The sequence below is a fragment of the Agrobacterium vitis genome (assembly GCF_037039395.1).
GTDB classification, from domain to species: domain Bacteria; phylum Pseudomonadota; class Alphaproteobacteria; order Rhizobiales; family Rhizobiaceae; genus Allorhizobium; species Allorhizobium vitis_E.
Genome location: NZ_CP146244.1, coordinates 814,804 through 840,628 on the forward strand (window position 1 = coordinate 814,804; position 25,825 = coordinate 840,628).

Sequence of the window (25,825 nt, forward strand, 5' to 3'; positions counted from 1 at the left end):
GTCCGCAAATAGGGCAATGGAATCTACGGTTCCAGAGGATGTCAGGTCAAACCATGTGACGCTTGATGTGGTGCGCCGCTTGGATGCTCGCATTGCAACCTCCATTGCCGATATCGACCGCGATGATTGGGACCAGTGTTTTCCGGGCGAGCCGGAAGCCTATGATTATTTGCTGACCGTGGAACGCGCTGGCATCGCTGGCTTCGAATGGTGTTACGCCACGGTCTACGAAGGCGGTTATCTTGTTGCGGCGATGCCGGCCTTCATCACCCGCTATGCCTTGGAGACCACGCTTGAAGCGGGCCGTGTCCGTGACGCGATCGGCAGGCTGCGCGGTATCTTTCCGAGATTCCTGACTTTGCCGCTCGCCTGTCTCGGCTCGCCTTGCACGGAGACCGGCAATCTTGGTTTTCACCCATCGGTCAGGCCGGAACGTCATGAAATGCTGTTTCAGGCCATGCTGAGCAGTTTTGAGGATTACGCCAGGACACGAAAATGCGTGCTGGGTGCGTTGAAGGATATTCCGCAGCCGGTGGAGGCCGGGATCGACCGCGTTATCAAGGACCATGGCTATGCGCCGCTGGGCGGCATGCCGACCGCCTGGCTTGCCATCGACTTCAACGATATGGACAGTTATTTTGCCCGACTGTCATCATCGACACGCAAGGACATGCGCCGCAAATTGCGGGCGCGAGAACAGGTCAGGATCGAATACCACACGCAATTCGGTGACCATCTGCCACGCATCATGCAGCTTTATAACGAAACGCGGACCCGCAGCGAATGGCAGTTTGAAGAGCTGACGCCGGCCTATTTCGAAGGCATCCTGAACAATATGCCCGGTCGGTCTTTCTGCACCCTGTATTTTGTTGGCGACGAATTGCTGGCAGCCAACCTGATGGTGCATAACGATCACACCCTGATCGACAAGTTTTTCTGCATGGATGAAAAGGCAGGTCGTCCCTACAATCTCTATTATCTCAGCTGGTTTGAGAATATCGGCTATTGCCTGAAGAACGGATTGACGCGCTATCAGAGCGGCCAGGCCTATTATAGCAACAAGGTGCGGCTGGGCAGCAGGCTGACGCCGAATGAAATGTATTTTCGCCACCGTAACCCGGTCGTTCAACGTCTGTTGCGCCTGGTCGCGCACTATTTCGCCGCAGATGAAGCGAGCGGCGTTCAACTGAGTGAGGGCGAGGCATGAAACTGCTTCGCCTGTCATGGCTGGCCGTGCCGGTACTGAACACTGCCCAGCAGATGTTTTTGAAATTAGGCGCAGATCAGGCCGATACCGCGCATGGATCGGCTTTCTTCGAACATGTCTTCCTGTCGCACTGGTTTCTTGCCGCTGTCATCGCGGAAATCGTCTGTTTTATCGTCTGGATGTCGGTGCTGGCCGATTTGCCGCTCAGCAAGGCATTTCCATTGTCCGCTGTCAGTTATGTGCTGATCATGACGATGGCCTGGTTCATCTTTGACGAACCGGTCACGCTTTTGACCCTGGTCGGAACCGCGACAATTCTGGCTGGCGCCTGGTGCATTGCGACGGCGTCAAAGTCTGGAATCTGATGCCGTTTTCAGAATGAAATATCGAAGGATTTATTGAAGGCAATTCCAACGATGTTCTGGTTTTTCGTCCCGAGACTCGGAGGAAACAGGAGAATCGGCGGCATCGCCAACCAGCCGCTCGAAGCGATTATAGAGCTGCACCGACATGTCAGGCGAAATCGTATAGGTGGCCGAGACGGTGAAGCCCACGGATTTTATCCCGGCGCTGGCATCGAAAGCATTGATGCGGCCATTGCGGCTGGCCTCGGCAGCGGAGACGCCGAAATATTTGTTCATATAGGATGTGTCGCCAAAGGTGGCTCTCGGCCCGGCGGAGAGCAGCCATTTTTCGGAAAGCGGCTGAAACCAGTCCGAACCGATATCGACCACCAATCCACTGCCATTTGACAGCGCCTGGCGGACTTCCGAGCGGACGCGCCAGACATCCGGCTTGATCCAGTATTGGACGAAGACACCGGCATCGATATCGAATTCGACGTTTTTCAGCCCGTCGAGATTGGTCGATTTGGAGGAGCGGCTGTCGCGAAAGCCAACGACCGGCCCCACTTCAAATCCATGCCCGCTGAGCACCGTGTAATCCAGATTATCGTCAGGCGCTGAATTTTCCTCAGGCTCTCCGAACCGCCGGATATCGAAGGAGGGAATGACCCCGAACGTATATTGCTTGGAACCGGGATAGCTGGGCGCCAGTTCGACAGCACCTCCGAGTGTGATTGTCCAGCGGCTATCCGTGTCGGCAGTCGTGTCTGCGGCATGGCTGCTATAGGCAGAAAACAGCAGACATGACAGACAGCCAGCAATTATAGGATTTGTGATGCGAGACAAAACCATCCGTCCAGAAATGCCTCTGTCGAACAGCAGCGGCAAGTTACAGCCCGGTCATTTTATTGAACTGTCAGACAGCGCCGGTCAAGGACATTGCGACATCCTCACCGTTTCTCCCATGCTTCCTGAAGATAAGGTGAATTTGAAGTGACAGTTCTGATGGTTGAATAAAACGATGCGGAGAAGGGTTTTTACAACCAATTGCGGAAAAGCTTAACTCTTGTCTGGGCCATGGCCGCGCCCCAGCAGCGCCATCAATGCATTGGTGGCAAGTCCCAGCAGGATCGCGCACAGGACGAGCCCGCCCGCATAGATCACGAAATTGCCGGAGAGCCAGTTTGCCGCGACCAATCGCATATTGCTGATGCTCAAGGGCTGCATCGACAACAGGCTGACACTGGTCGGCTCATTGACGACGATCTCCTGTTTCCTGGCGTCGTAAACGCTGACGCGGCCCGAAATCGCGGTCCAATTGCGAAGATCGGCGATATCAACGGCGCCGGTTTGTAACAATGTGCGATCAGGAGCGCTGAATGTCGTCAGGATAGCACCGTCGGCATCGACGGATTGAGACAGAAATGCACTGGATGCCTGGGGCAATGTATAGGCGGCCTCGGCGCTCGGCCAAAGACTGACGGTCGCCAGATTGAGATCGAAGGTTTCTTTCATCCAGGTGTCGACGTTGGAAAAAAATTCCATCACCGTTCCCGCATCGATTTTGTCGCGCCAGGATTTGAGCTTGACGTCAGTGCTAAGATCGCCATCTCCGGCACCCCTGGCTTTCAGCTGTACATTGGCAAGAGCCTGGGGTGGAAGGTCCGGTGCCGCCCCGATGAAAATCGCATTGCGACCGGAAAACCGCGGGGGCGATGACGCCATTTCGAGAGCAAGGGTGTGGCGGGCCGATGCGGCAAATTTGCCAAGCACGGTTGCGGCGGCGGCCAGCGTCACATCGTCATTCCGGCCCAAAACAACCATTGTCGGGGTCTTTGCCGCCGCAAAGGGAAAGCCGAGAGCCGCCGTTGCGGCGAGATCGGGGGCCTGGGTCAGATGCGCGATCGGCGGCATGACGAATTGCGAGGAGCCGAACAAGGCAAACCGCGCCGTTTTGTCCGCTGTCTCACCCGGTGCGCAGACGCTGTCTTCCTGGGTCATCATCACGGCTTCCAGCCCGATGACATTCACGCCCGGATGAAAATGGCGCAGGGTAACGCGGATCGGATAGTGGCGGAGAACCGCACCTCCCTTGGCTGTGATCGGAACGGTGGTCGCCAGATGACCGTTCACCGTCACCACGATCTGGCTACCCGGCAAGACCTTGCTCGAATAGGCGGCGTCCAGCAATATGGTCGCGGTCCCATAATGGTTGGCGTAGAAATCGGCTGGCATGCCCACCGTGAAATCTGTGGAAAAGCGGCGACCTGAAAATTCCTGGTCGGGAAGACCGAGCGCGGCAAAGGACAGCGCCCCGGCCTTGTCCAGAATAGGTGTATCGACACCGCGCCAGGCCGAGGTCTTCAACATCCGCCGCTCGCCGTCTTGCGCGAACTGGACAAAGTTATCGGCAATCGCCTTGATGTCGCGCCAATCCGGGCCGCTGAAGGCGAGGACCGACACGCCTGGCCGGCCAGGAAGCGCCATGAAGCCAGCCATCGTGCCGTTCAGCTTTCTGGTATCAGCGTTTACGGCATTGTTGATGCCGATCAGGCCCGCCATTTGCGATGTGGTGGCCGCCACGACCACAAGCTCGCCGGGGGCAGGTCGTGCTGGCATGGTTTTCGTGAAGCTGAAGGAGCCATTGGCCACACCGCTCAACAATGACAGGCCTTGGGCCAGTTGGAGCAAAGCGGGAGTGGCGGATGGCTGTTCGAAATCCGGTGAAACAATGGTGAAATGACTGCGGCCTTTTTCGTCGACACCAAGTGCGCGCACATCGTCGAGACGTTTCATGCCGTTGGCGTCAGGGTCCGCAAATGTCAGATAGGTTTTTGCCGCATCGAGCTGCGTCCACAATTCATAGGTGGATTGGATGGTGCAATCGGTGCGGTGCCTTTGCTCTGCGGCAAAACCGATCCGGTTGAAGCCCGGAACAAGAACGCCTGGCGGCACGGAAATCGTGTTTTGCTGGGTAGACTGGCCACCTCTGATCGGCAGGTTTAGAACCGGTGTGTCATTGATAGTGATAAGAAGGTTGGAGGCTTCCGGCGCAACCACCAGCGCGTTGCTATAGCTTAGCACCAGCTTTGCCTCGGCAGAGGCTTGTTCCGGTGTCAGATAAATCGACATCGCTTGCCGGGCCAGTTCGCCTTGCAGTTTGAGAACCGGTGCCGTCAGCAGGTAACGGCGTGACAGGCTCTCTCTTTGCTGTTGTACCGGGCGATTGGACAGGGGAATGCCAGGGATCGGCGTATTGATGGCGGGGACGGGCGGCCTGGTCGCGGGCAAGCTGGGTGCGAGCGTGCCGGGCATTTCATTGCGTTCCGGGCTCATGTCGAAAGGTGTCATCTGGGCAAGGGCTGCCCCAGCGCCGGTCAGTAGCATCAAAATCAGGGCAAAAGCTGTTTTCACTGTTTGCCCTCCTGCTTTGCATCGGTTTTGGTCTTCGAAAACAACAGCAGAAGCAGATAATGCAAGCCACGCAGTGTCTGCGTCAGGGACAGGCGCAGGAACATCCAGGCTCCACCCAAAAGGCCAGGGTTGTGGCGCCGCGACTGTTGAAACAGGCTCCACTGTTGGGCATTGGCAAAGATCAGATCGGCGATGAATTCATGGTGGCGCACGGTTTCCGGTAGATAGCGGCAGCCAATCGAGACGATATCGCCATTGAACTGGAAATGACGGATATTGACCGGCAGTTCGGCACATTCCGTCGTGCCATGCGGTTGAAAGGTCACCGCGCCCAAAATGTCCCGTTTGAAGATTTCGCGGTCGCGGGTGAAAATTTGCAGGCTGGCACCATTGACCGAGACATCGTCGATCATTGCCGGATAGGTTTTTCCACCCACGGAAAACTCGCAGCGCCGGCTGACCTGCACACGACGCGACGACTGCCGCTCTCCCCGCTCCGAGACCACGCCCAGGGCGCATCCGGCCATGATCAGATTGACCAGGTTCCAGCCACCGACCACCAATGTCACGTCAAACCGATAGGGATCGCTGTAAAGCCTGTAGACCGTTACCGCAAAGGCGATCAGCAGGATGAAGAAGATCAGGAAAAACGGCCGGCTGATTTCCGACAGACGGCTTTCCGTCACGCTTTCATCCTTGGCGGTGACCTTGAAGGTCGGTCGCCGTGGGTCCCACATTACAGAGAGGATCGCTGGCAGCAGATGGATCGATTGCACATATTCGTAAAGCTCTGAAATCCATGGCCAGCGGAAGGAACCATAGAGGTAGTTCTGAACCATCAGGTTCACGAGCATATAGGACAGCGTATAGGCCATGAACTCACCACCCGAGCCCATGAAAATCTGTAGATCGAAAAACAGATAGAACAGCGGCGCCATCAGGAAGATTGCCCGGGGAAAGGGAAACAGCCAGAACATCGTTGATGACATGTAGCAGAGCCGCTGCGGCAGGGTCAGGCCGCGCTTGAGTGGCGGAAAACGGAACCGCATGATCTGCATCATGCCCTGAGCCCAGCGGCTGCGCTGGCCGATAAAGCTGGCAAAGGTGGCCGGTTGCAGCCCGGCGATCAGTGGCATGTCGACGAAAACACTGTTCCAGCCGCGCGAATGCAGTTCAAGCGCGGTTTCGCAATCCTCTGTGATCGAAAGTCCGCTGAAGCCTTTGGTTTCAAGCAGCGCTTCGCGGCGCAGCACGGCGGCTGATCCGCAGAAAAATGCCGCGTTCCATTTGTCGAGGCCGCGCTGGATAATGCCGTAGAACATTTCGTTCTCGCTCGGCATCTTGTTGAACGTATTGAGGTTCCGCTCGACCGGGTCCGGGTTGATGAAGAAATGCGGCGTCTGGACCAGGAAAAGACGCGGGTCATCCCCGAAATAGCCGACGGTTTCCTTCAGAAAGCTGCGGGCCGGAGCGTGGTCGGCGTCGAAAACGGCGATCAGTTCTCCGCTGGAATGGTCGAGGCCATTGTTGAGATTGCCAGCCTTTGCATGCTCGTTGCGCTCGCGTGTCAGATAGCGCACGCCAAGCTGGCTACAGAGCGCCTGGAGCGCATGATAACGCTGCTCGGCGAATTTTGCTGCCAGCAGGTCGGTGGATTGACGCTTCTGCTCCGTCGAACCGTCATCCAGCAGCCAAACGGTGAATTTTTCAGTCGGATAATCGAGATTGCGGGCCGCAGCCAGCGTATTGGCCAGCAAGGCTTCGTCTTCGTTATAGCTTGGCACGAAGATATCGACGATTGGCAGTTCTTCAGCGGCAAGCGTGCGAAAAGGCTTGCGCGGCGGTAGCGGCATGGACACCACGAACAGGCTGAGAAACAGCATCAGGACGCTGTACATCTCTGCCAGATAGACAAGCAGGCCGGGGATGAAATTTTCAAGCTGGTTGACCGGCGGCAAGGTACTGCTGGTGCGCCAATAGACATAACGAAGCACAATGGCTGTCGAGAGCGACAGAAAAACAATGCGGCCGCGTCCTTCGATCCGCATCATTCTCATCACCGAAACGATGATGAGAATGATGAATGTCGTCACCAGCTGCGTTCGGGTGTCGATGGGCAGAAATGTCAGGGCCAGCATCGCCGCCGCGCAGATCAGCCAGAGCAGGAAGCGGACTAAAAACACCATTGTCTAATCCTTGAAATCCCGGTCAAAGGGGAGGCGTTGCGGCCAAAGCGATGCAGCGGATTTTTCGCTTTGGGCTACCAAGCTCATGGACGCTATCCGGTTCATGGGCGCAATCCAGTTCATGGGCATTGTCCAGCTTGGGTCGCTCCAGATTGGGCCGAAGTTGCGCCAATGCAGGCGGGCGATGGTACGGTAGAACCGGGTCTTATGGCCTGCGTGGACGGCAACGGGCTTGTCGCGCCCGATCTGGGTGGCGAAGGCACCGCTGGATGAGCGCCACCGATCTGGCCGGGTGACGGAACGATCGTGCCTTGTGTACCCGCCGGCAATGGCCGGGGATTGGATGTCACCGAACCAGGAGCGGCGGACTGTGATGTCGCCGCATTTGTCTGGGCCGGACGCGGCGTGCGGCGATCGGTCGAAAGTTGAGCCGGAGTGACAGCTGAGGCCGCCGGGACCGGCAGAATGGGCGTGGCCGGAGGATAGATAGGAGCGCTGCTAGCGCCCAGGCGGGCGTCGAGCGGGGGAGGGCCGCCGTAAGGGTTCCAGCCAGGGCTGTCGACGGTGCCAGCAAGGGTAAAGCCATACATCAGCGATAGAAGCTGTTGTTCGCTTGCCTGCCTGTCACAAAGGCGCATGCGGATCTGAATGGTTCCGCCATCGACGAAGGGACCACGGTGGCCCTGCCGGGCGCGCAATTGCTGCCAGGCATAAAGGCAGAGATCATTGCCGCTGGAGCGGCCCACCGCATAGCCGAAAGGCCCGAAATCATTCTGCACCACGTAAGGCGCACGGGTCATGGCGAGGCCCGGCAGGGTGCCGCGCATTTCCGAATTGATCCGGGCGTCGGTCAATGAGGCCGAGGAGAGGGCGTTGTCGCCGTAGCGATTGGGATTTTCCGTTCCGTAAAACCGCACTTGCACGACATTTTGTCCCGGAACCGTCGAATTGGTCGACAGGGCAATTTCCTGCTGCACCGCATTGCTGAAGCGCTTTTGCGTGACGCCGACGATGGAGAAATCGCCCGGCGGCGGTAAAAGCATGGCCTGGTCGGCGGAGAGCGCCCGCGTTTCGTCGTTCAGCCGCACCGGATTGCCGGCACAGGCAGACAAAAAGGCCATAAGAACAAGAGCGGACGAGCAGAGGGTGCTCCGCACCAGTCCCGCTAGAATCGGTCGGTCTAGAATCATGGACTCGTCTTACGCCAGAAATTGCACTGACGAAATTTAAAACCTTTCAAAGTGCGGGACTTCCCTCCCGATCGCATTAAAATAAACCATTTATTTACTCTAACGGTTAAAAGTCAAAACTTATTGGCTTTGCATTTCGGCCGATAATGCGGACGGAGTTCTCATGCGTACATCACTCATAGCGCTTATAGCGATTGCGGCCGGAGCCGTGGGTGCCGTGGGGATTCTTCCGGGCCATGAGGATCTTGCGACTGTTTCGAAAAATTCGCAGGCCTCTGGCCAGGATGTCCGCGAGGGCGAGGAGGCTGGCGAGCCGGTGCAGGCTGGAAAGTCCGAGCGCCTGCCCGCGCCGCGGACCATGCCCGTGCAATTGCTGACAGAAGCGCCCGCGCCCGACCAGTCAGCGCCCACCCGCGCCAGTTCGCCGCTTTCCCCTGTTGCCGGGGAACCGTCTGCCGCGCCGGCAAGGCCAGCCGAGGGTGGAGGGTCTGGAGAAACCAGCCGTCCATCGGTCGATGCCAACCGCCCCTCGGTTGACGAAAGTGCGCTGCGTTATTTTGCTGCCCGTGGTGATACCGTTCGCTTGCAGGCTGAGATTTCTCGCCTGCGCATGCTTTATCCCGGCTGGCAGCCGCCGGAAAATCCCATGTCCATCACAACCGGGGTCGATAGTTTCGTCCAGTCTCTCTGGCAGAACTATGCCGACGGCCGCTATGACGAGGTGCGCAAAGCCATTGCCGGGCGCCAGCAGAGTGAACCCGGTTGGATGCCACCGGAGGAATTGCTGGGAAGCCTGAGGCTCGCCGAGGCCCGCCAAAGCCTGGTCAAGGCATCCGATGACAAGCGTTATGACAGTGTTATTTCCCTGGCCTCTGGAGCGCCGGAACTGCTGACCTGTACGGAGGTCGATGTTTTGTGGCGTGTTGCCGAGGCTTTCGCCAGGACGAGCAAGCCGGAACGCGCCCGCGATGTCTATGCCTATGTGCTGAAAACCTGCCGGACCCCACAATTGCGGCTGGCATCCATGCAGAAGGCAAGCACTCTGTTGCAGCCCGCTCTGCTCGAAGACCTCCTGAAGCTCGAACAACCCAGTGCTGACGGACAACCGGAATTCGATGGCATTCGTGACGATATCGCCCGTCAGATCGTGGCGCGTGCCGGGCAGGATGCCGGGATTGCCGTGCCGGGCGCTGAGCTGGAGCGATTGGAAAAGGCTGCCGAACGCGAAGGCAAGGCCAGCGATGCCCTGCTGCTCGGCTGGTATCATTACCGCCGCAACGACATGGCCACCGCCAAGGAGTGGTTTGACCGTTCCTACGCAAAAGAGCCAAATGCTTCGGCAGCCCAGGGGTTGGCCCTGACGCAGGTGGCGCTTGGCACGCCGGGCGAGGCGGAAAAGACCATGTTCCGCTTTTACGGCACCGATCAGCAGGCGCGGGCTGTTTATCTTTCGGCGGTTGCCGCATTGCTGTCGCAGGACCCGCCAAAGGTTATCGATAATGGCGTGCTGTCCCGTATGGCGCCGGTGGTCATTGCAGCCCGCAATTCGGCGGCAGCCGAGCAGTTCGGCTGGTATGCGAGAGCGCTGCAACAAATGTCGACGGCGGCAGACTGGTTTCGGCTGGTTTTGTCCTGGGATGCTACCTACGAACCCGCGGCCTACGGGCTGGCCCTGTCCCTCGACACTCTGGGCGACAAGACCGGCGTGGCGCAGATCAAGGCCAAATGGGCCGGCCAGTCCGACCGGATCGCCGCAGTTGGCGAAATCAGGCCATCCAGAGACCGGCTTGCGGAAAGACAAGCTGTGCGGTCTGCCGATCGCCCTGCTGTTGGCGAGACGGGAAGTTCCACGTCCGGGGCTGTCAGCCAGACACGCTCAAGGTCGACCACCATGGTTGCCTTGCAGCAAGATACCGGGGCAGCAGGCACCAGACGGTCTGGCTGCTCTTCGACCCTTCCTGCCGGGCAATTGTCGCCGCCGGAGGCTTTGATGCGCGGCTGGTGCCTGATGGATCTCAAGCGTCCGATGGAGGCGGTCGAGGCTTTCGACAGGGCATTCAGCGGCGGCGACCTGCCGCTTCGCCAGGATGCCGCCTATGGCAAAAGCCTGGCGCTGCTGCGGTTGAAATTGACCGATAAAGCCGCCGCTGCCGCCGCGTCCGTGCCGCTTGGCAAGGAGCGGGCGCGTGAGCTGCAATTGGCGATCCTGGCCGACCGGGCCGTGGGCGCGTTCCAGCTTGGCCGGGCCCGTGAGGCGCTGATCGCACTCGACCAGCGTGCCCGTCTGATGGCGGAACCGCAGGATCTGCTTTTGCTGCGGGGCTATGCCTATCAGAAGCTCGGTTATGTCGGTGAGGCGCGCCAGATTTTTGAAACGCTATCGGATATCGGCAATACATCCGCTCTCAAGGCCTTGGCCGATATCCGCGCCAACGATCCCGGCGAACCGCATGGCTGATATCAGGATTGGGTAAGCCATGCCTGAAAACGCTTATGTCCAATACCGTAGGTTCAATCTGAACCTGATAAATTTAGTCTCCGGTTTCCTGGATTGTGGTGAGCGGAGCATGGAAGGTTGCCGTCAGGCCGGAGGGCCGATAGTCCTTATGGGCGTTGCCTGTTCCAGCCAGTCCCATGCGGATCAGGCGGGAGCCGAAGCCCTTGCGAGTCGGTTCGCTCACGGACGGCCCGCCGCTTTCCGTCCATGTCATCGACAGGGTCGGAATAGCGTCGTTGTCGGCGATCCACCATTTGATCGAGACACGACCGCTATTATTGGAAAGCGCGCCGTATTTGAGGGCATTGGTCGCCAGTTCGTGCAGCAGCAGAGATAGCGACAGACCGGCCTTCGGACCAAGCGCCAGATCGGGACCATCCACGTAAATTCGGTCGCCATCGGCATGCAATGCCAGCACCTTTTCGATCACATCGCGCATTTTCGCCGCCGACCAGTTTTGCCTCAGAAGAACGTCATGGGCGGCGCCCAGGGCATGCAGACGGGCCAGGAAAGCGTTGACGGCTTCCTTTTCCGTAACGTCCTTCAATGTCTGCCCGGCAATGGCCTGTACCATGGCCAGGGTATTTTTCAGCCGGTGGCTCAGTTCGTGGTTGAGAAGTTCCTGCTCTTCCTCGGCCTGAACCTTGGCAAGGGCTGCGTAGGTTCGGTCGGCAATGCCGCGTGTAAAGTCCAGTTCGTCCTGGCTCCATGTCCTGGGTTTGTCGTCATGGGCAAAGAGAATGCCGACCAGGCTTCCGCCTTTGAGGATCGGTACCTTGATCAGTGAGGAAACCCCGATAGAGGCATAGGCGTCCTTTTCTGTCATCAGCCGTTTGCTTGAGGCGACGTTGGGGATCGACAACGTCTCTCCCTTGCACAGATGTTCAATCGTTTCTGAAAACCGTTCCAGAGAATGGCGCCCCGCCAGCGAGACCGTGCCATGGGATGTCCAGTCGAAGGCGACGGCAAAGCTATTGTCCGTCCTGTCCACCACGGCGTAGCCCGCGCGGGCAACGCCGAGACCGTCCGACAGGATGGCGGCGGCGCTTTGGGTGATCTCTTCCACCGTGCTGGCGGCGCGAAGTTCGTCCCCCAGCTTTAACAATGCAGCCTTTTTCGCTTCTTTCAGCTTGGCATCGGTGGTGTCGAAGACCACGCCGACCATGCGGGTGATTTCGCCTGCTTCGTTGTGAACGAAGCGTGCCCGCCGCGAAATCCAGCGCAACTCTTCATCGTCGGCGCGGATGATCCGATAATCGACGTCAGGACTGGCCGAACCTTCTCGCCGGGTGACCGGGTTCGAACGCAGGCCACGATCGTCCTCATGCACCAGATCTTCAATCTCCGAAGCGGGATAGGACGTCTGCACGGGAATGCCGAAGACCCGGCAGAACTCGCTGGAAACCGTCATTGTATTGGTGGCGATGTCCAATTCGAACGTGCCGACCCGTCCGGCGGCTTGAGCGCTTCGCGAGCGCTCGTCCTGTTGTTCCATGGCCGTGACGCGGGCCAGCCTGCGCTCGCTCAAGCGGCGTTGCACTTCCGCCTCGCGGGCCTTTTCCTTCAGCGCCTTGCGTAATTCCAGCTGCACCATCACCTGTCGGGCCAGAACCTTCAACGTGTCCTGCTGAAGCTCATCCAGCTGCATGGGTTTGAAGCCCAGCACGCAGACGGTGCCTATGGGTAAATTATCAGCGGTTTTCAGGACGGCTCCCGCATAAAACCGCAGATGGGGTTCGCCCATGACCAGCGGATTGCGATTGAACCGGCTATCCTGACTTGCATCCGGTATCATCAGGAAGTCGCCTTCCAGGATAGCCTTGGCGCAGAAAGAGCTGTCGAAGGGTGTCTCGCGCACGCCAAGGCCAACTTCCGCCTTGAAGAATTGCCTGCTGTCATCGATCAGGTTGACGACGGCGATTGGCGTCGCGCAGATCCGCGAGGCGAGGGCGGCAATATCGTCAAAATCCTTCTCGCGCGGCGTGTCAAGCACGTCATAGGCCCTGAGCGCCTCAAGGCGCCGTCTCTCCCGCTGCTCAGCTTGATCGTCGTTTAATGATTGGCGCATGGATCTTGTTCTGTCGTGCCGGCTCAAATTCTGGACCAGGCGGGATTTGCCGTGAGGGTTGCATTCTTTAAGTCGAAGATGCGTTCACATCCTCGACATATTGATTGCCGCGAAATTTTTGTCCGTGCCATCCGAGAGGGCCATGCAAGGGCCATCCAGATGGCGCCATCCGCGGGGAAAGCAGGACGTGAATATGCGGAGAGGGTAAACTTTCCATGACGGTTGCCCGTTGTCCTGGCGATTCATTATTTGTCGGGGCTTTATCTGGGCATATTTTCCAGCATTTGCAAGATTGGAAACGCAGGTCCTATTGTGATGCTTTGCACGTCATTATGACGGAAATTTTATTTTCAACCGGTGGAACATATGGGATTTCTTGTCGTTTCGCGTTCCTGGAGTTTGTAAGGGGAAAGTGGAACCCGGTTTTCCCGAAAAGACAAACGAATACAAAAGAAGTTAGAGACTGTCAGGTTTAATTCCAACCTGACAGTCTCTAACAATAACAGGAAGTTTTATGACGGACAGCTCAGCTAGACGCGGTGCCGAGGCCGCCGGGCGCAGACTTCTGGCAGAGCATGCATCGGAAGATCCATTTGCCGCCGCCTTCAAGGCGACCCGGATGCCGATGATCATTACCGATCCCAGGCAGGACGATAATCCGATCATTTTTGCCAACAATGCTTTTTGCGAGCTGACGGGCTATGGGGCCGATGATCTTGTCGGCAAAAATTGCCGCTTCCTGCAAGGCCCTGACAGTGACCCGAAAGCTGTGTCGCAGATCCGCAAGGCGATCGAGGCCGAGCGGGACGTATCGGTCAATATTCTGAACTACCGTAAGGACGGCACGACCTTCTGGAACGCATTGTTCATCAGCCCGGTGCGCGATAGCGGGGGCGAAGTGATCTATTTCTTTGCCTCGCAACTCGATTTTACCGATGTCAAAAGCAAGGAAGTGCAACTGGCCTCGGCAAAATCGCAGGCGGAAGCAGCGGTCGCCCAGCGCACGCAGGATCTTATCGATGCTCTGGAAGCCAAAACCACGCTCGTCCATGAGGTCGATCATCGCGTCAAGAACAATCTCCTGACGATTGCCTCCATCGTCAAGTTGCAGGCGCGGATGACCAGGGACGATACGGTGCGCCATACCTTGCGCTCTGTGCTTAACCGCGTCGAAGCGCTGAGCACCGTGCAGCGAAAGCTGTTTACCTCCAGCGATGTCGGGCGTTTCGATGTGGCGGATTTTGCCCGCGAGCTGGTGATTGACATTGTCAACGCGCTGAAGCGGGACGACATCCGTATTACCATGGATTTGTCTCCCGTTTTTGTTCCCGCCGTGAAAGCGTCGCCGCTGGCGCTGATCGTCAATGAGCTGATCGGCGATGCGGTGCGTCGCGGCCTGAGCGATGGCGGCGGCGAGATCCACCTGACCGTCAACCAGCCGAACGGCCATTTCGTTATCGAAGTGCGCGATACCACCGACCCTGTGCCGGTCAATAGCGAGGATGACGACTTCGGTCGCCTGATGCTGGAAACCTGTATCCGGCAGGTCGACGCCAAAATTGAACGGAAGATTGAGGGCCGCCAGACCATCGTGCGGGTCACCCTGATGGTTGATAGCTGATCTGGAGCATAAAATTGGAAATCATGATCGTCGAAGACGAGGCCCTGCTTGCGCTCGAACTTGAAGCGGAAGTGGAGGCAGCTGGCCACACTGTCGTGGGACAGGCGATGAGCCGTGACGAAGCCATTGAAATCATTGACCGGAAAAAGCCGGACTTCGCCTTTGTCGACGTTCATCTGCTGGATGGGCCAACCGGGATCGAAGTTGGGCGGCATCTGACGGAGCGCGGCATTCCCTATGTTTTCGTCACGGGCAATCTTCGGCGGATACCACCAGATTTCGTCGGTGCCGTGGGCGCTATTGAAAAGCCCTATACCATGAATGGCTTGCAGAACGCCCTTGATTACATTGGCAAGCGGTTGCGTGGCGAGGCTAACGTGCAGGCCCCGCCGAGCCTGGTGATGGCGCCGGAAACCCAGCACGGGTGATGGCATCGACCTCAAATCTGCGTCGCGGGTTTGAGGTCGCCAGGCCAAATGTCAATGTCATAATTCCAGCGTCTTGGTGACTCGTGATTGGAATCAGACGCTGACGCGACGGCCTTCCTTGTCGGCATTCTTGCGGTCGGCGCCGTGCTTTTCAATGATGGTGCGGGCATCCTCGACCGATATCCGATGCTTCTTGGCAAAGGAAATAGGCTCGTAAGGCTGTTGAGCGCTTGTATCGTTGGTTTTCTTGTCAGCCATGATGGGTCCGATCTTGCTTGCTCCGGCGCAGCGCCAGAGTGTGGGTTGAAATTTGTGACATTCTGAAGATGGAGAATGTGGGCCTGTGGACCGAGAGACCGGCAGTGTGGCGGTCATGGTCGATATTTTGCCCGGATGGTTTTTATATGGCGATGAATGGCGCGAATTTCAATGCTCATACGAAGGGGCATTGAAAATGATCGTTGGTATTAGATGCGTCTGAGCGGGTGAATAGAGCATCTCCGCATGGCGCGGACACGCGGAAATGGCTTATTTTCCTTTGCGCGGGATTTTATTGCCACGTGGTCCGGTTGTCACCGGCGTTCTCTTGTGGCTTTCCGTCAGCAGGATACGCCAGCGCTCCAGGCGTTCGGGTGCCAATTCGCCCTTGGCAATGGCCGCCTGCACGGCGCAGCCGGGTTCATGGGCGTGGGTGCAGTCGCGAAACCGGCACTGTGGCGCAAGATCGGTAATTTCGCTGAACAAGGTATCGAGCCCATCCGTCACGTCGCTGACATAGAGCGTGCGAATTCCCGGCGTGTCGATGACCCAGCCGCCGCCGTTGATGGAATGCAGGGATCGCGCCGTCGTGGTATGTCGTCCCTTGGCGTCGTGCTCGCGGATGCCGCCGGTTTTCTGGGGCTGGCCCGTTTCCAAACCGGACCCTGTTTCGAGACCGGCTAATGTGTTGACCAGGGTCGATTTTCCAACCCCCGACGAGCCGACAAGGGCGACCGTCTGGCCGATGCCGCACCAGGGCGCAAGCGCTGCTGCGGCATCCGGGGCTCGGGCATTGACCGTGACCACAGGCAGGTCGCGTTGCAGGCTGGCGGCCTCATCGAAGAACTTTTGAGCGTCGTCAACCGTATCGGCCTTGGTCAGAACCAGCACCGGATTGGCGCCGGACTGATTGGCCATGACAAGATAGCGCTCCAGCCGGGCCGGATTGAAATCGGCATTGCAGGACGTGACGATAAACAGCGTATCGACATTGGCGGCGGCAAGCTGCTGGCCGCTGCGGCCTTCTGTGCGCCGCTGCAAGACGGTCTTGCGCTCCAGCCTGCGGACAAATTCGCCGGTTGCCGGATTGGCAAGCACCCAGTCTCCGACCGCAAAATCGGCGGTATTGCTGTGATGAGGCAGTCCGAGATCACCGTGTCCGCCAGCATGGATCGCCTCGACGCGGGCGCGGTGAACGGAGGCAATACGCCAGGGCGTCAGTGCTGCTTCATCCGGGCCGATCTGATCTGCAAAAAACTCCGACCAGCCGAGCGTTGCAAGCAAGGGGGCGGTCAAAATGCGATACCGCAACGGGCTGGAACGATCATCTTGCTTGCTTTCTATCAACCAGTGCCGGGCACTCTGCGAGTGCCGGTCACTCAACGCTGTCTGACGATTACATAAGGCGATGTCGGACCCGGGGGAAGAGCAAATAAATGCTGGAGTATTCCAACGCAAAAATTCCTGAAGCCGGAGCGGGTTTTGCGATAAAATCCCATGGCTGACAGCGAAATTTCCTCCTCCTTTACGACAGTGGAAGAAAGCCTGAGCAGAGGGGACGACATTGATTGACAGAGGTAGTTTAGCATGTCACGAAATCTCATGATCAGTCGTCAATTGCGTAACGTTTCGCTCACCCCCGAACTCGAGGGTTTTATCCATGCAAGCCTTGCGTCTGGCGATTATGCCGTCGCAAACGACATGGTATGCGCGGCCCTTGAGACGCTGCGCAACGGGGTCCTGCCATGGGGCAACGTGGTCCTGCCATGGGCAAGCAAGGTATGAGCAGGCAAGAGATGGGTAGCCAAGACGTGGAATGGCCAAAAGGCGGCGGTGATTGCGGTGATCTGATCCGGGGGCGGGATTGGCGCGATTCCAGCCTTGGGCCGGTGGGTTCGTGGTCGGGAGAATTGCGGGCCACGGTCGCCAATGTGGTCAATTCCCCGGTTGCGACCGTGTTGATGTGGGGAAAAGACCACATCATGATTTATAACGATACCTATAGTGCGATTGCCGCAGATCGCCACCCGACAGCACTCGGCATGCCTGTCGCCACCGCCTTCCCGGAAGTCTGGGACTGGAACCGTGGTATTCTGGAAGCCGGGTTCAGGGGCGAAACGGTGGTGCATCGCGATCAGCCGATTGTGCTGAACCGTCCTAACGGACCAGAAAAGCTGTTTCTCGATCTTTTCTACACGCCGGTTTACGATGCTGACGCCAAGGTCGGCGGCGTGATGTGCACGATTATCGACAACAGTGCCCGTCTTTCGATGGAGCGGCGGCTGGCCGAGCGGGAGGCGGAACTGAGGCGGGTCACCGATGCCGTGCCCATGCTGATTTCCTATGTCGATAGGGATCACATCTATCGTTTCGTCAATGCAACCTACCAAGAATGGTTCGGCATTCCACCCGAGCGCGTGGTCGGGCGTCATGTGCGCGAATTGCTTGGCGATTTGTCCTATACCAACCGCCGATCCTCTATCGAGCGTGGCCTGGCGGGAGAAAGCTTCACCTCGCAAGCCACCATCCTGCGCAACGGCGCGGAACATCGGCTGGAAATCCGCTATATCCCGCATGTCGAGGCGGATGGCTCGATCCCCGGGGTGCATATCCTGTGCATCGACATGCAGGACCATGCGCGGCGCGAAGCGGCCCTGATCATCAGCAATCGCCGGTTTCGCACCGCCATGGACGCTGTTCATGGGGTGTTGTGGACCAATGGCCGCGATGGCCGAATGGAGGGGGAGCAGGCCGGCTGGTCGGCGCTGACCGGCCAGTCCATGGCGGAATATCAGGGATACGGCTGGTCCGATGCCATCCATCCGGACGATGTTACCGCCACCATTGGTGCCTGGCGGGCAGCAGTCGACAGCAAAGCCATGTTTATCCATGAGCACCGTGTCCGGCGGGCCGATGGCGTCTGGCGCCAGTTTGCCATCCGGGCGCTGCCGCTCCTGGACAATGCGGGCGAAATTATCGAATGGGTTGGCGTTCATACCGATATCACCCACCAGCGGGCCGCTGAAGCGACCTTGCGTCAGCAGGCCGAGACCCTGGCGCGGCAGGTGCGCTACCGCGAACTGGCCGAAGAGCAGTTGCGCTACCTGAATGAGACGCTGGAAGCCCGCGTCGTTGCGGAAATAGGCGAACGGCGTCAGGCCGAGGCCAAGCTGGCACAAGCGCAGAAAATGGAAACGGTCGGCAAGCTGACCGGCGGTGTCGCCCATGATTTCAACAACCTGTTGCAGGTAATTTCCGGCAATCTTCAGCTGTTGTCGAAAGATGTGGCGGGCAATGAGCGCGCCGAAACCCGGGTTGCCAATGCGATGGCTGGCGTGTCGCGCGGCTCAAAGCTTGCCAGCCAGTTGCTGGCCTTTGGCCGGCGTCAGGCGCTGGAGCCGAAGGTCGTCAATATCAGCCGCTTCATCCAGGCGATGGATGACATGCTGCGGCGCGCCGTCGGTGAGGCAATCAAGCTGGAAACGGTATTTCCAGGGGAGTTGTGGAATACGTTCATCGATCCGGCACAAATCGAAAACGCCCTTCTCAATCTGGCCATCAATGCCCGCGACGCCATGGATGGGGTCGGCATGCTGACCATCGAGCTTGCCAATGTGCATCTGGACGACGCTTACGCCATGACCCATGACGAGGTCTCCGCCGGTCAATATGTCATGCTGGCGGTCAGCGATACCGGGTGCGGTATCGCGCCTGAGATCATCGAAAAGGTGTTCGAGCCGTTTTTCTCCACCAAGGCAGAAGGCAAGGGCTCCGGCCTTGGCCTGTCCATGGTCTATGGCTTTGTCAAACAGTCGGGCGGCCATGTGAAGATTTATTCGGAACCCGGCCAGGGGACGACGATCCGGCTCTATCTGCCGCGCGCCATGCAGGCTGAAGACGTGGAAATCGCCGTCGATACCGGGCCGATTACCGGCGGCAGCGAGACCGTGCTGGTGGTGGAGGACGACGAGGCCGTTCGAGAAACGGTCGTGGCGCTTCTGGCCGATCTCGGCTACCGGGTGTTGAAGGCAGTGGACGCCGCCAGCGCTTTGAACGTGATCGAAAGCGGCATCCCCATCGACATTCTGTTTACCGATGTCATCATGCCGGGTACCCTGAAAAGCCCGGAACTGGCCCGCAAGGCGCGCGAGCGCCTGCCCAATATCGCTGTGCTGTTCACATCGGGCTATACCGAGAATTCCATCGTGCATGGCGGCAAGCTGGATGCGGGTGTCGAACTATTGTCCAAGCCCTATACCAAAGAGGCGCTGGCGCGAAAATTCCGCCATGTTCTAGCCAATCAGCGTCAACGCCTCACAGGCAGGATCGCCGATCCGAAACCGGCTGTGGCCGAACCTGACATAACCACGCCGCTGACGGTTCTTCTGGTTGAGGATGACGCGCTGATCCGGATGGATACGGCGGAAATTCTTCAGGATGCCGGTTTCGTGGTGATCGATGTCGGCAGCGCAGAACAGGCAATGGCGGCGCTCGAAACCCTGGCCATCGACGTGCTGGTGACGGATGTCAACCTTCCGGGCATGTCGGGGCGGGATCTTGCCGCAAGAACCAGGCAGATCCGGCCAGCGGCAGGCATTGTCTTTGCCACGGGCGATGCGTCTTGTGTGCGCGACGAAGTGGACGCGCGTGTGCTCACCAAGCCCTATGGGGCCGAGCAACTGGTCTCCACGGTTCGTCTGGCCTGCATTGCCGCACCGGCGACGAGCGCATAAACATGTGCGCCGAACACGCCGGGAGATCGTTGTCCTGACACATCTGTGTGGGACACATCCGCGTCCGAAAATAAGGGAGAGAGATTATGAACAAACGTATCGTCTTTACGGGCGGCACCGGCAAGGCTGGACGCCATGCCGTTCCGTATCTGCAAGCCAAGGGATATTCGATCCTCAACCTTGATCTGAAGCCGCTCGACTGCCCTGGCGTCAATACGCTGATCACCGATATCACCGATAGCGGCCAGGTCTTCAACGCGCTGACGACGCATTTTGGTTTTGACGGATACGATCACGGCGCCCCGCCTTCCGCGCCTGATGCCGTCGTGCATTTCGCCGCCATTCCCCGGGTGATGATCGAACCTGACAACCGGACCTTTTCGGCCAATGTCGTCGGCACTTATAATGTCATCGAGGCGGCCATGAAGCTTGGCGTGCGCAAGGTGATTATTGCGTCGAGCGAAACGACCTATGGCGTCTGTTTTGCCGAAGGCGACAAGGATTTCCATAGCTTTCCGCTTGAAGAAGACTATGACAGCGACCCGATGGACAGCTACGGCCTGTCCAAGGTGGTCAATGAAAAGACCGCGCGGGCTTTTGCCATGCGCTACAATGCCGATATCTATGCGCTGCGGATTGGCAATGTGATCGAGCCGCATGATTACGCCAATTTCCCTGGCTATCTCGACAACCCCATGTCGCGCAAGCGCAATGCCTGGAGCTATATCGACGCTCGCGATCTCGGCGAAATCGTCCATTTGTGCGTCGAACAGGACGGCCTTGGCTTCCAGGTGTTCAATGCCGTCAACGACACGATTACCGCCGATCTGCCGACCCGTGAATTTCTTGCCAAATACTGCCCCGACACTCCGGTGCTACGGGAGATGGAAGAGAATGAAGCGCCGATCTCCAACCGAAAGGCCCGCGAGATGCTTGGCTTCAAGGAAGCGCATCCCTGGCGCAAATACGTGAAGCGCTGACAGTCTATCCAATAATCGCCGCTGGCCGTCTGCAAATGGCAATTTCTGCGCTTCCGGTACTCACGTACATTAAGTACGCTCCGTTCCGGTTCTCGAAATCACCATTTTCGCCAGGCCAGCAGCAATTCTTGAACAGACTGCGAAACAATCAGCCGAAGACATCCGCCGCCGGTTTGTACCGGCGGCGTGACGTTCGGGTCAGGCGAAGCGCTCAGGCCGGAACGTGGCCAGCATAGGGTGGCGTTCACCACTGGCGATTTCATGGGCGAGAAGTTCGCCGACAATCAGGCCCAGCGTTGCGCCGCTATGGCTGAAGGCAACGAAATAGCCGGGGATGGCTTTGAGTTCGCCCAGAACAGGTTCACCGTCGCCGGGAATGGGTTTGCGGCCGACGCCATAGCTGGCCAGTTCCAGCTTCGGATTGCCTTCCAGCACTTTGGAGGCTTCCGCCAACAGGCCATCCAGGGTTTCCTGCTTCACCTGATAGCTGCCATCCGCCAAAGTGCCGACTTCTTCCTCGGACCATGCCGAATCCAATGCAAAGCTGTTGTCTGGGCCGGGGCGGATCGCGATGCGGGGTGTGTTAAGCACGGCTTTCAGCGCCAGATCGACCGGCTTGGTGGTGACCAACAGCGAGATGGGCGTACCGTCGTCAATTTTCTGACCTGCATCAGCGGCCATTTTGGGAACGGAGGGTCCGGTTGCGACCAGGACTGCATCGGCAGGGAAAACCGTGCCATTGGCTGTACGGGCCCCAACGGCGCGACCGTTTTCAATCATCACGCTGGCTGCCCCGGCATCGGTCACCAGCGTGCCGCCGCGCTCCCTAAATTCCTCGATGAGAATTTTGATCAGGGCAGGCAAATCCACCCAGCCCTCGGCGGCGTTGAAAATAGCTCCCTGCGGTGTCACAGCGCCCGCATCGACGCCTGGCGTGACAGCCTTGACCTCGTCTGCGGCCAGATGAAGGGCATCATAGGCTAGCTTGACCTCATGGTCATAGGCGGCATTGATTTCATTGCTGGCGTCATCGGCATCCCAGGTCAGTCCGCCCTTGAAAGACAGCCAATCGACCCCCGGAAAGCGCTCGGCGAGGGTGCGGTAACGATCGATGCCCGCCATGCGCAGGCGATGATAAGCATCAGAGCGCATCCGCGATGAGTTGAGCCAGGACAAGGACCGCCCGGACGCTCCATTGGCAACAGGTCCGTCATTGATCAGGGTGACATTGACACCCTTGCGGACAAGCTGCACCGCCGTGGATGTTCCAAAAATGCCGCCGCCGATAATGACAGCGCTTGATATCTTGTTTTTCGACATGGTTTTCTCTCAGTCTTCAATCATGATGATGTGAATTGGTTCAGGGCTGTTCCCAACCGTTGCTTGTCTTTGAGCGGAAAAACGCATCGATGACCTTCATATTGGCCACCGCATCGCCCGGTCCTGATAACAAAGGCTCACCCGCCAGCACGGCACGGGCAAAAGCGTCGCATTGCAGGCCATATTGATTGGCGGCGCTGATCTCGATTACCTCGCGCCCGCCGCCCGTCAGGTCGCGGCCATCATCGATGGTGATGGTGGTTGGCGCATCCGTTGGGGCGTTGAAGGGAATGGCAATTTCGATGCGGCCTTTGGCACCCAGCACAGTCACCTTCTGGCAAAGGGACAGCTGGGTCGCGCAGGTAAATGTGAGGTGGCGGTTGGCGGAAAATTCCGCCAGGCCACTCATCATTCTGTCCGTCTGGAATGTTTCATCCTGATCAAACAGGCCAATGACCCGCTCCGGCTCACCATCAAATACAAAGCGGGCGGTGTTGATGGCATAACAGCCAACATCGTAAAGCCCGCCGCCGCCAATATCTTTCTGGTTTCGGACATTGGCGGGGTCATCGAGGTAATAGGAGAAGATGGTCTGGATGGCGCGCACTTCGCCAATCCGCCCGGCTTTCACCAGATCGCGCACCTTCAGCCATTGCGGATGATGGCGCACCATGAAGGCCTCGGCAACCAGCACGCCGGATGTGCGGGAGGCATCCGCAATCTGCTCTGCTTCCTCCGCCGTCAGCGCAATCGGCTTTTCGCACAGCACCGGCTTGCCGTGCCGGATAGCCTCCAGCGTCATCGGCATATGCAGGTGGTTTGGCAGCGGGTTATAGATGGCATCAATATCGGGATCATCAAGCAATTCCTCATAGCTGCCATAGGCCTTGGCAATGCCAAGGTCCGCCGCCACGCTCTGCGCTTTCGCTAGAGAGCGCGAAGCAATCGCCGCAACAACACCTGTTTCTCCCGCTTGAATGGCCGGGATAACGGCTTTGATGGCGATATTGGCGGCTCCCAGCACACCCCATCTGAGCTTTTTCATAGCTGTTTCTGCCTTCTATTTATCACTTACAAAACCTCCGCCAAAAAGTGCTTCAAGCGCGCACTTTGGGGATGGTCAAAAATCGCTTCGGGTGAACCGGCTTCCACTACCTTGCCCTCGTCCATGAAGATCACCTGATCGGCGACGCGGCGGGCAAAGCCCATTTCGTGGGTCACGACGACCATGGTCATGCCCCGTTCGCCCAGATCGGCCATCAGGTTCAGCACGCCCTTGACCAGTTCGGGGTCGAGTGCCGAGGTGACTTCATCAAACAGGATGACTTCCGGCTCCATCGCCAGCGCCCGGGCAATAGCCACGCGCTGCTGTTGGCCGCCAGACAAACCACCGGGACGATGATGTTTGCGGCTTTCCAGCCCGACATCGCGCAATCTTGCCAGCGCGATCCGTTCGGCTTCTTGCCGCGACATGCCTTTGATCTTGGTCAGCGACAGCATCACATTGTCGAGCGCCGAGTGGTCGGGAAACAGGTTGAAATGCTGAAACACCATGCCGACCTTGCGGCGCAGTTTTTCGGGCTTCATCGCCAGAATGCTGCTTCCATCCAGCAGGACATCGCCGCCCTTTGGCTCCACCAACCGGTTGAGGCAGCGCAGCAGCGTCGATTTGCCAGAGCCGGACGGGCCAATGATGCAGGTCACGGTGCCGGGTTTGACGGTGAGGTCAACGCCCTTCAACACATCCAGCGTACCATAGGCCATGGTCAGCCCACGCACATCCAGACTGCCGCCGGTAAAGGTGATCTCCTTTGCAGGTGCATTGGCATTGTCAACAGCCTTTGCCAGCTCGCTCACCTCGGCAAGACCGCTCACGGTTTCGCTCGCGGGCTTTTTACCAAGCCGCAGCCGTGTATCGATGGTGTTGACCAGATGGGTCAGTGGTACGGTAATGACGAGGTAGAACATGCCCGCCAGCAACAGCGGCGAGAGATTTCCGGTAACCACTGCCTGATCCTGCCCAACGCGGAAAATCTCCCGCTCAGACGCCAAAAGGCCGAGAAAATAGACGAGGCTGGAATCCTTCACATTGCCGATGAACTGATTGACCAGCGCTGGCAACACCCGGCGCACGCCCTGCGGCACAATGATCAGCCGCATGCCCTGGCCATAGCTCATGCTCAGCGCCCGGCAGGCTTCCAACTGGCCGCGATCGACACTTTGAATGCCAGAGCGAAAGATTTCGCCAATATAGGCGCCGGCAATCAGGCTGAGCGCCAGAATACCAAGCGGGTAGGGCGATGGTCCCCAGATTTCACGGGCGATGCGGGCAAAGCCCTGACCGATCAGCAAAATCGTCACAATCGCAGGCAGGCCGCGAAAGATGTCGGTATAAAGCCGTGCCGGAATGCGCAGCCAGGGCGAGCGCGAGATACCCATGATGGCGAGGATCATGCCGATCACCACGCCAATCACGGTGGAGGCGAATGCGAGGATAAGCGTATTCTTCAAGCCGACCGTAATCATGGCAGGCAAGACCTCGGCCATGGCGTCCCAGTCGAGAAAACTGCGACGCAGTGTTTCAAGCCATTCCATTCAAAAGTCCTTCCCAATTATGATCATTTGCCCGAAAGCCACCCGGTTGGCGCTCATGGCCAACCGGGTGAAGCCGCATTCAGGGCTTGGGAAGATATTCGGCAGGCATCGGCGAGCCAGGGAACCATTTTTCGTAGAGCTTCTTCCAGGTGCCGTCCTGCATGGCGGCGTGCAGGCTCTTGTTGAAAGCCTCGCGCAGGCCATCATTGCCCTTGCGGATCACGAAACCGGCAGGCGCATCGAAGCTTGGAATGTTGACGGCAATTTTCAGCGCCTTGAAACGATCCGTGTAGTCTTTGGCGGCTTCATAATCGAGGAAATGCGCATCGACCGTGCCATTGTTCAGGGCCGAGACGGCGGAATTGTTGTCAGGGAATTTGACGAGATCGGTGTCTTTGAAGTTCTTGGTCGCATAGATTTCCTGCAACGTGCCCTGCACCACGCCCAGGCGCTTGCCCTTCAAGCCGGCGGCATCGGTGATTTTCGCATCCGGTGTCAGCACCGAGAGATAACCGGCCAGATAGCCATCGGAGAAATCAACGGTTTTCTTGCGTGCCTCAGTGGTGCCAATGGCCGCGACGGCCACATCAAACCGGCCATTGGCCACGGACGGCATCAGGGCAGAAAATTCCTGACCGGTAAAGACAACCTGATCTTTCTTGAAGCCCATGCGTTCGGCCACATTGAGAAAGAGTTCGATGTCAAAGCCGGTAAATTGGCCATCGGAGGTGATGAATGTATAGGGTTTGGAATCGCCCATGGTGCCGACACTGATGACCTTGGGGTCAATCAACCCATAAGGATTGTCGGCGGCAACGGCCTGCTGCGCCATCAATCCGGCACAAGCAAGGGCCGCCGCGATGACTGCGCCGCGCGCCTTCTGTGAAATTGCTCTGGTTATGCTCATTGTCGTTGTTCTCCGCTCTGGTGATTGTTTTTCTTCTCCGTGCGGTCCTTGTGATGACGCGCACGGTTGCCCATCCG

The 25,825-nt window shown here is 58.2% G+C and carries 19 protein-coding genes; 8 read left to right on the forward strand and 11 right to left on the reverse strand.

Annotated elements, in window-relative coordinates; translation table 11 throughout:
• Positions 1-16: 16 nt before the first annotated feature.
• Both V6582_RS25000 and V6582_RS25005 read left to right on the forward strand, forming a co-directional pair.
• Positions 17-1,207 (forward strand): GNAT family N-acetyltransferase, encoded by a 1,191-nt coding sequence (locus V6582_RS25000; protein WP_156630135.1) that lies wholly within the window; start codon positions 17-19, stop codon positions 1,205-1,207.
• A complete protein-coding gene (locus V6582_RS25005; protein ID WP_156630133.1) occupies positions 1,204-1,572 on the forward strand; it encodes an EamA family transporter in 369 nt (122 codons plus the stop codon). The genes V6582_RS25000 and V6582_RS25005 overlap by 4 nt, the downstream gene beginning before the upstream one ends.
• 30 nt (positions 1,573-1,602) lie before the next feature.
• Here V6582_RS25005 and V6582_RS25010 read toward each other — a convergent pair whose 3' ends face one another.
• Positions 1,603-2,397, reverse strand: a complete 795-nt coding sequence (locus V6582_RS25010; protein WP_349508985.1) for a MipA/OmpV family protein — start codon at positions 2,395-2,397, stop codon at positions 1,603-1,605.
• Between V6582_RS25010 and V6582_RS25015 the strand changes: the two genes are divergently transcribed.
• Positions 2,387-2,548: a hypothetical protein gene (locus V6582_RS25015; RefSeq protein WP_156630129.1), complete on the forward strand. Its 162-nt coding sequence runs from the start codon at positions 2,387-2,389 to the stop codon at positions 2,546-2,548. The genes V6582_RS25010 and V6582_RS25015 overlap by 11 nt on opposite strands.
• Before the next feature lie 62 nt (positions 2,549-2,610).
• Here V6582_RS25015 and V6582_RS25020 read toward each other — a convergent pair whose 3' ends face one another.
• The 3 genes from V6582_RS25020 to bcsN form a co-directional block, all read right to left on the reverse strand.
• Positions 2,611-4,965, reverse strand: coding sequence for a cellulose biosynthesis cyclic di-GMP-binding regulatory protein BcsB (locus tag V6582_RS25020; RefSeq protein ID WP_156630128.1), 2,355 nt, complete (start codon positions 4,963-4,965; stop codon positions 2,611-2,613).
• Complete coding sequence (gene bcsA / locus V6582_RS25025) at positions 4,962-7,151, reverse strand: UDP-forming cellulose synthase catalytic subunit (protein WP_156630126.1); 2,190 nt, start codon at positions 7,149-7,151, stop codon at positions 4,962-4,964. The genes V6582_RS25020 and bcsA overlap by 4 nt, the downstream gene beginning before the upstream one ends.
• A gap of 119 nt (positions 7,152-7,270) precedes the next feature.
• The gene (bcsN, locus tag V6582_RS25030; RefSeq protein WP_156630123.1) at positions 7,271-8,341 is read right to left on the reverse strand and encodes a cellulose biosynthesis protein BcsN; all 1,071 of its coding nucleotides are present in this window, start codon (positions 8,339-8,341) and stop codon (positions 7,271-7,273) included.
• Between the two features lie 163 nt (positions 8,342-8,504).
• On the opposite strand from bcsN, the gene V6582_RS25035 reads away from it, so the two are divergent.
• Complete coding sequence (locus V6582_RS25035; protein ID WP_156630121.1) at positions 8,505-10,799, forward strand: cellulose synthase; 2,295 nt, start codon at positions 8,505-8,507, stop codon at positions 10,797-10,799.
• Between the two features lie 73 nt (positions 10,800-10,872).
• On the opposite strand, the gene V6582_RS25040 is transcribed toward V6582_RS25035, so the two are convergent.
• Complete coding sequence (locus V6582_RS25040; protein WP_156630119.1) at positions 10,873-12,906, reverse strand: GAF domain-containing protein; 2,034 nt, start codon at positions 12,904-12,906, stop codon at positions 10,873-10,875.
• A gap of 514 nt (positions 12,907-13,420) precedes the next feature.
• Between V6582_RS25040 and V6582_RS25045 the strand changes: the two genes are divergently transcribed.
• Together V6582_RS25045 and V6582_RS25050 are read left to right on the forward strand one after the other, a co-directional pair.
• Positions 13,421-14,527 (forward strand): PAS domain-containing protein, encoded by a 1,107-nt coding sequence (locus V6582_RS25045; protein WP_156630117.1) that lies wholly within the window; start codon positions 13,421-13,423, stop codon positions 14,525-14,527.
• Between the two features lie 14 nt (positions 14,528-14,541).
• Positions 14,542-14,955: a response regulator gene (locus V6582_RS25050; protein ID WP_156630115.1), complete on the forward strand. Its 414-nt coding sequence runs from the start codon at positions 14,542-14,544 to the stop codon at positions 14,953-14,955.
• A gap of 93 nt (positions 14,956-15,048) precedes the next feature.
• Here the strand turns inward: V6582_RS25050 and V6582_RS25055 are convergent, their stop codons facing one another.
• Complete coding sequence (locus V6582_RS25055) at positions 15,049-15,213, reverse strand: hypothetical protein (RefSeq protein ID WP_197434023.1); 165 nt, start codon at positions 15,211-15,213, stop codon at positions 15,049-15,051.
• A gap of 270 nt (positions 15,214-15,483) precedes the next feature.
• Positions 15,484-16,509, reverse strand: a complete 1,026-nt coding sequence (gene rsgA, locus V6582_RS25060; RefSeq protein WP_234889542.1) for a ribosome small subunit-dependent GTPase A — start codon at positions 16,507-16,509, stop codon at positions 15,484-15,486.
• Between the two features lie 500 nt (positions 16,510-17,009).
• On the opposite strand from rsgA, the gene V6582_RS25065 reads away from it, so the two are divergent.
• Complete coding sequence (locus V6582_RS25065; RefSeq protein WP_197434261.1) at positions 17,010-19,946, forward strand: PAS domain-containing protein; 2,937 nt, start codon at positions 17,010-17,012, stop codon at positions 19,944-19,946.
• A gap of 86 nt (positions 19,947-20,032) precedes the next feature.
• Positions 20,033-20,926, forward strand: coding sequence for an NAD-dependent epimerase/dehydratase family protein (locus V6582_RS25070; RefSeq protein ID WP_156630107.1), 894 nt, complete (start codon positions 20,033-20,035; stop codon positions 20,924-20,926).
• A 198-nt stretch (positions 20,927-21,124) separates the two neighbouring features.
• Here V6582_RS25070 and V6582_RS25075 read toward each other — a convergent pair whose 3' ends face one another.
• The 4 genes from V6582_RS25075 to V6582_RS25090 all read right to left on the reverse strand — a co-directional run bounded on the left by V6582_RS25075 (position 21,125) and on the right by V6582_RS25090 (position 25,673).
• Positions 21,125-22,246 carry an NAD(P)/FAD-dependent oxidoreductase gene (locus tag V6582_RS25075; RefSeq protein WP_156630105.1) on the reverse strand — a complete coding sequence of 374 codons (1,122 nt, stop codon included), beginning with the start codon at positions 22,244-22,246 and terminating at the stop codon, positions 21,125-21,127.
• A gap of 40 nt (positions 22,247-22,286) precedes the next feature.
• Complete coding sequence (locus V6582_RS25080; RefSeq protein ID WP_156630103.1) at positions 22,287-23,291, reverse strand: Gfo/Idh/MocA family protein; 1,005 nt, start codon at positions 23,289-23,291, stop codon at positions 22,287-22,289.
• Between the two features lie 26 nt (positions 23,292-23,317).
• Positions 23,318-24,841 carry an amino acid ABC transporter permease/ATP-binding protein gene (locus V6582_RS25085; RefSeq protein ID WP_156630101.1) on the reverse strand — a complete coding sequence of 508 codons (1,524 nt, stop codon included), beginning with the start codon at positions 24,839-24,841 and terminating at the stop codon, positions 23,318-23,320.
• 79 nt (positions 24,842-24,920) lie between these two features.
• Positions 24,921-25,673 carry an ABC transporter substrate-binding protein gene (locus V6582_RS25090; protein WP_234889556.1) on the reverse strand — a complete coding sequence of 251 codons (753 nt, stop codon included), beginning with the start codon at positions 25,671-25,673 and terminating at the stop codon, positions 24,921-24,923.
• Between the last annotated feature and the right edge of the window lie 152 nt (positions 25,674-25,825).

Excerpts from the sequence above, each read along its gene's own strand:
- V6582_RS25000 (WP_156630135.1), top strand. The coding sequence starts at position 17 with ATGGAATCTACGGTTCCAGAGGATGTCAGGTCAAACCATGTGACGCTT.
- V6582_RS25005 (WP_156630133.1), top strand. The coding sequence starts at position 1,204 with ATGAAACTGCTTCGCCTGTCATGGCTGGCCGTGCCGGTACTGAACACT.
- V6582_RS25015 (WP_156630129.1), top strand. The coding sequence starts at position 2,387 with ATGCGAGACAAAACCATCCGTCCAGAAATGCCTCTGTCGAACAGCAGC.
- bcsA (WP_156630126.1), bottom strand. The coding sequence starts at position 7,151 with ATGGTGTTTTTAGTCCGCTTCCTGCTCTGGCTGATCTGCGCGGCGGCG.
- bcsN (WP_156630123.1), bottom strand. The coding sequence starts at position 8,341 with ATGATTCTAGACCGACCGATTCTAGCGGGACTGGTGCGGAGCACCCTC.
- V6582_RS25035 (WP_156630121.1), top strand. The coding sequence starts at position 8,505 with ATGCGTACATCACTCATAGCGCTTATAGCGATTGCGGCCGGAGCCGTG.
- V6582_RS25040 (WP_156630119.1), bottom strand. The coding sequence starts at position 12,906 with ATGCGCCAATCATTAAACGACGATCAAGCTGAGCAGCGGGAGAGACGG.
- V6582_RS25045 (WP_156630117.1), top strand. The coding sequence starts at position 13,421 with ATGACGGACAGCTCAGCTAGACGCGGTGCCGAGGCCGCCGGGCGCAGA.
- V6582_RS25055 (WP_197434023.1), bottom strand. The coding sequence starts at position 15,213 with ATGGCTGACAAGAAAACCAACGATACAAGCGCTCAACAGCCTTACGAG.
- V6582_RS25065 (WP_197434261.1), top strand. The coding sequence starts at position 17,010 with ATGGGTAGCCAAGACGTGGAATGGCCAAAAGGCGGCGGTGATTGCGGT.
- V6582_RS25070 (WP_156630107.1), top strand. The coding sequence starts at position 20,033 with ATGAACAAACGTATCGTCTTTACGGGCGGCACCGGCAAGGCTGGACGC.
- V6582_RS25075 (WP_156630105.1), bottom strand. The coding sequence starts at position 22,246 with ATGTCGAAAAACAAGATATCAAGCGCTGTCATTATCGGCGGCGGCATT.
- V6582_RS25080 (WP_156630103.1), bottom strand. The coding sequence starts at position 23,291 with ATGAAAAAGCTCAGATGGGGTGTGCTGGGAGCCGCCAATATCGCCATC.
- V6582_RS25085 (WP_156630101.1), bottom strand. The coding sequence starts at position 24,841 with ATGGAATGGCTTGAAACACTGCGTCGCAGTTTTCTCGACTGGGACGCC.
- V6582_RS25090 (WP_234889556.1), bottom strand. The coding sequence starts at position 25,673 with ATGGCGCAGCAGGCCGTTGCCGCCGACAATCCTTATGGGTTGATTGAC.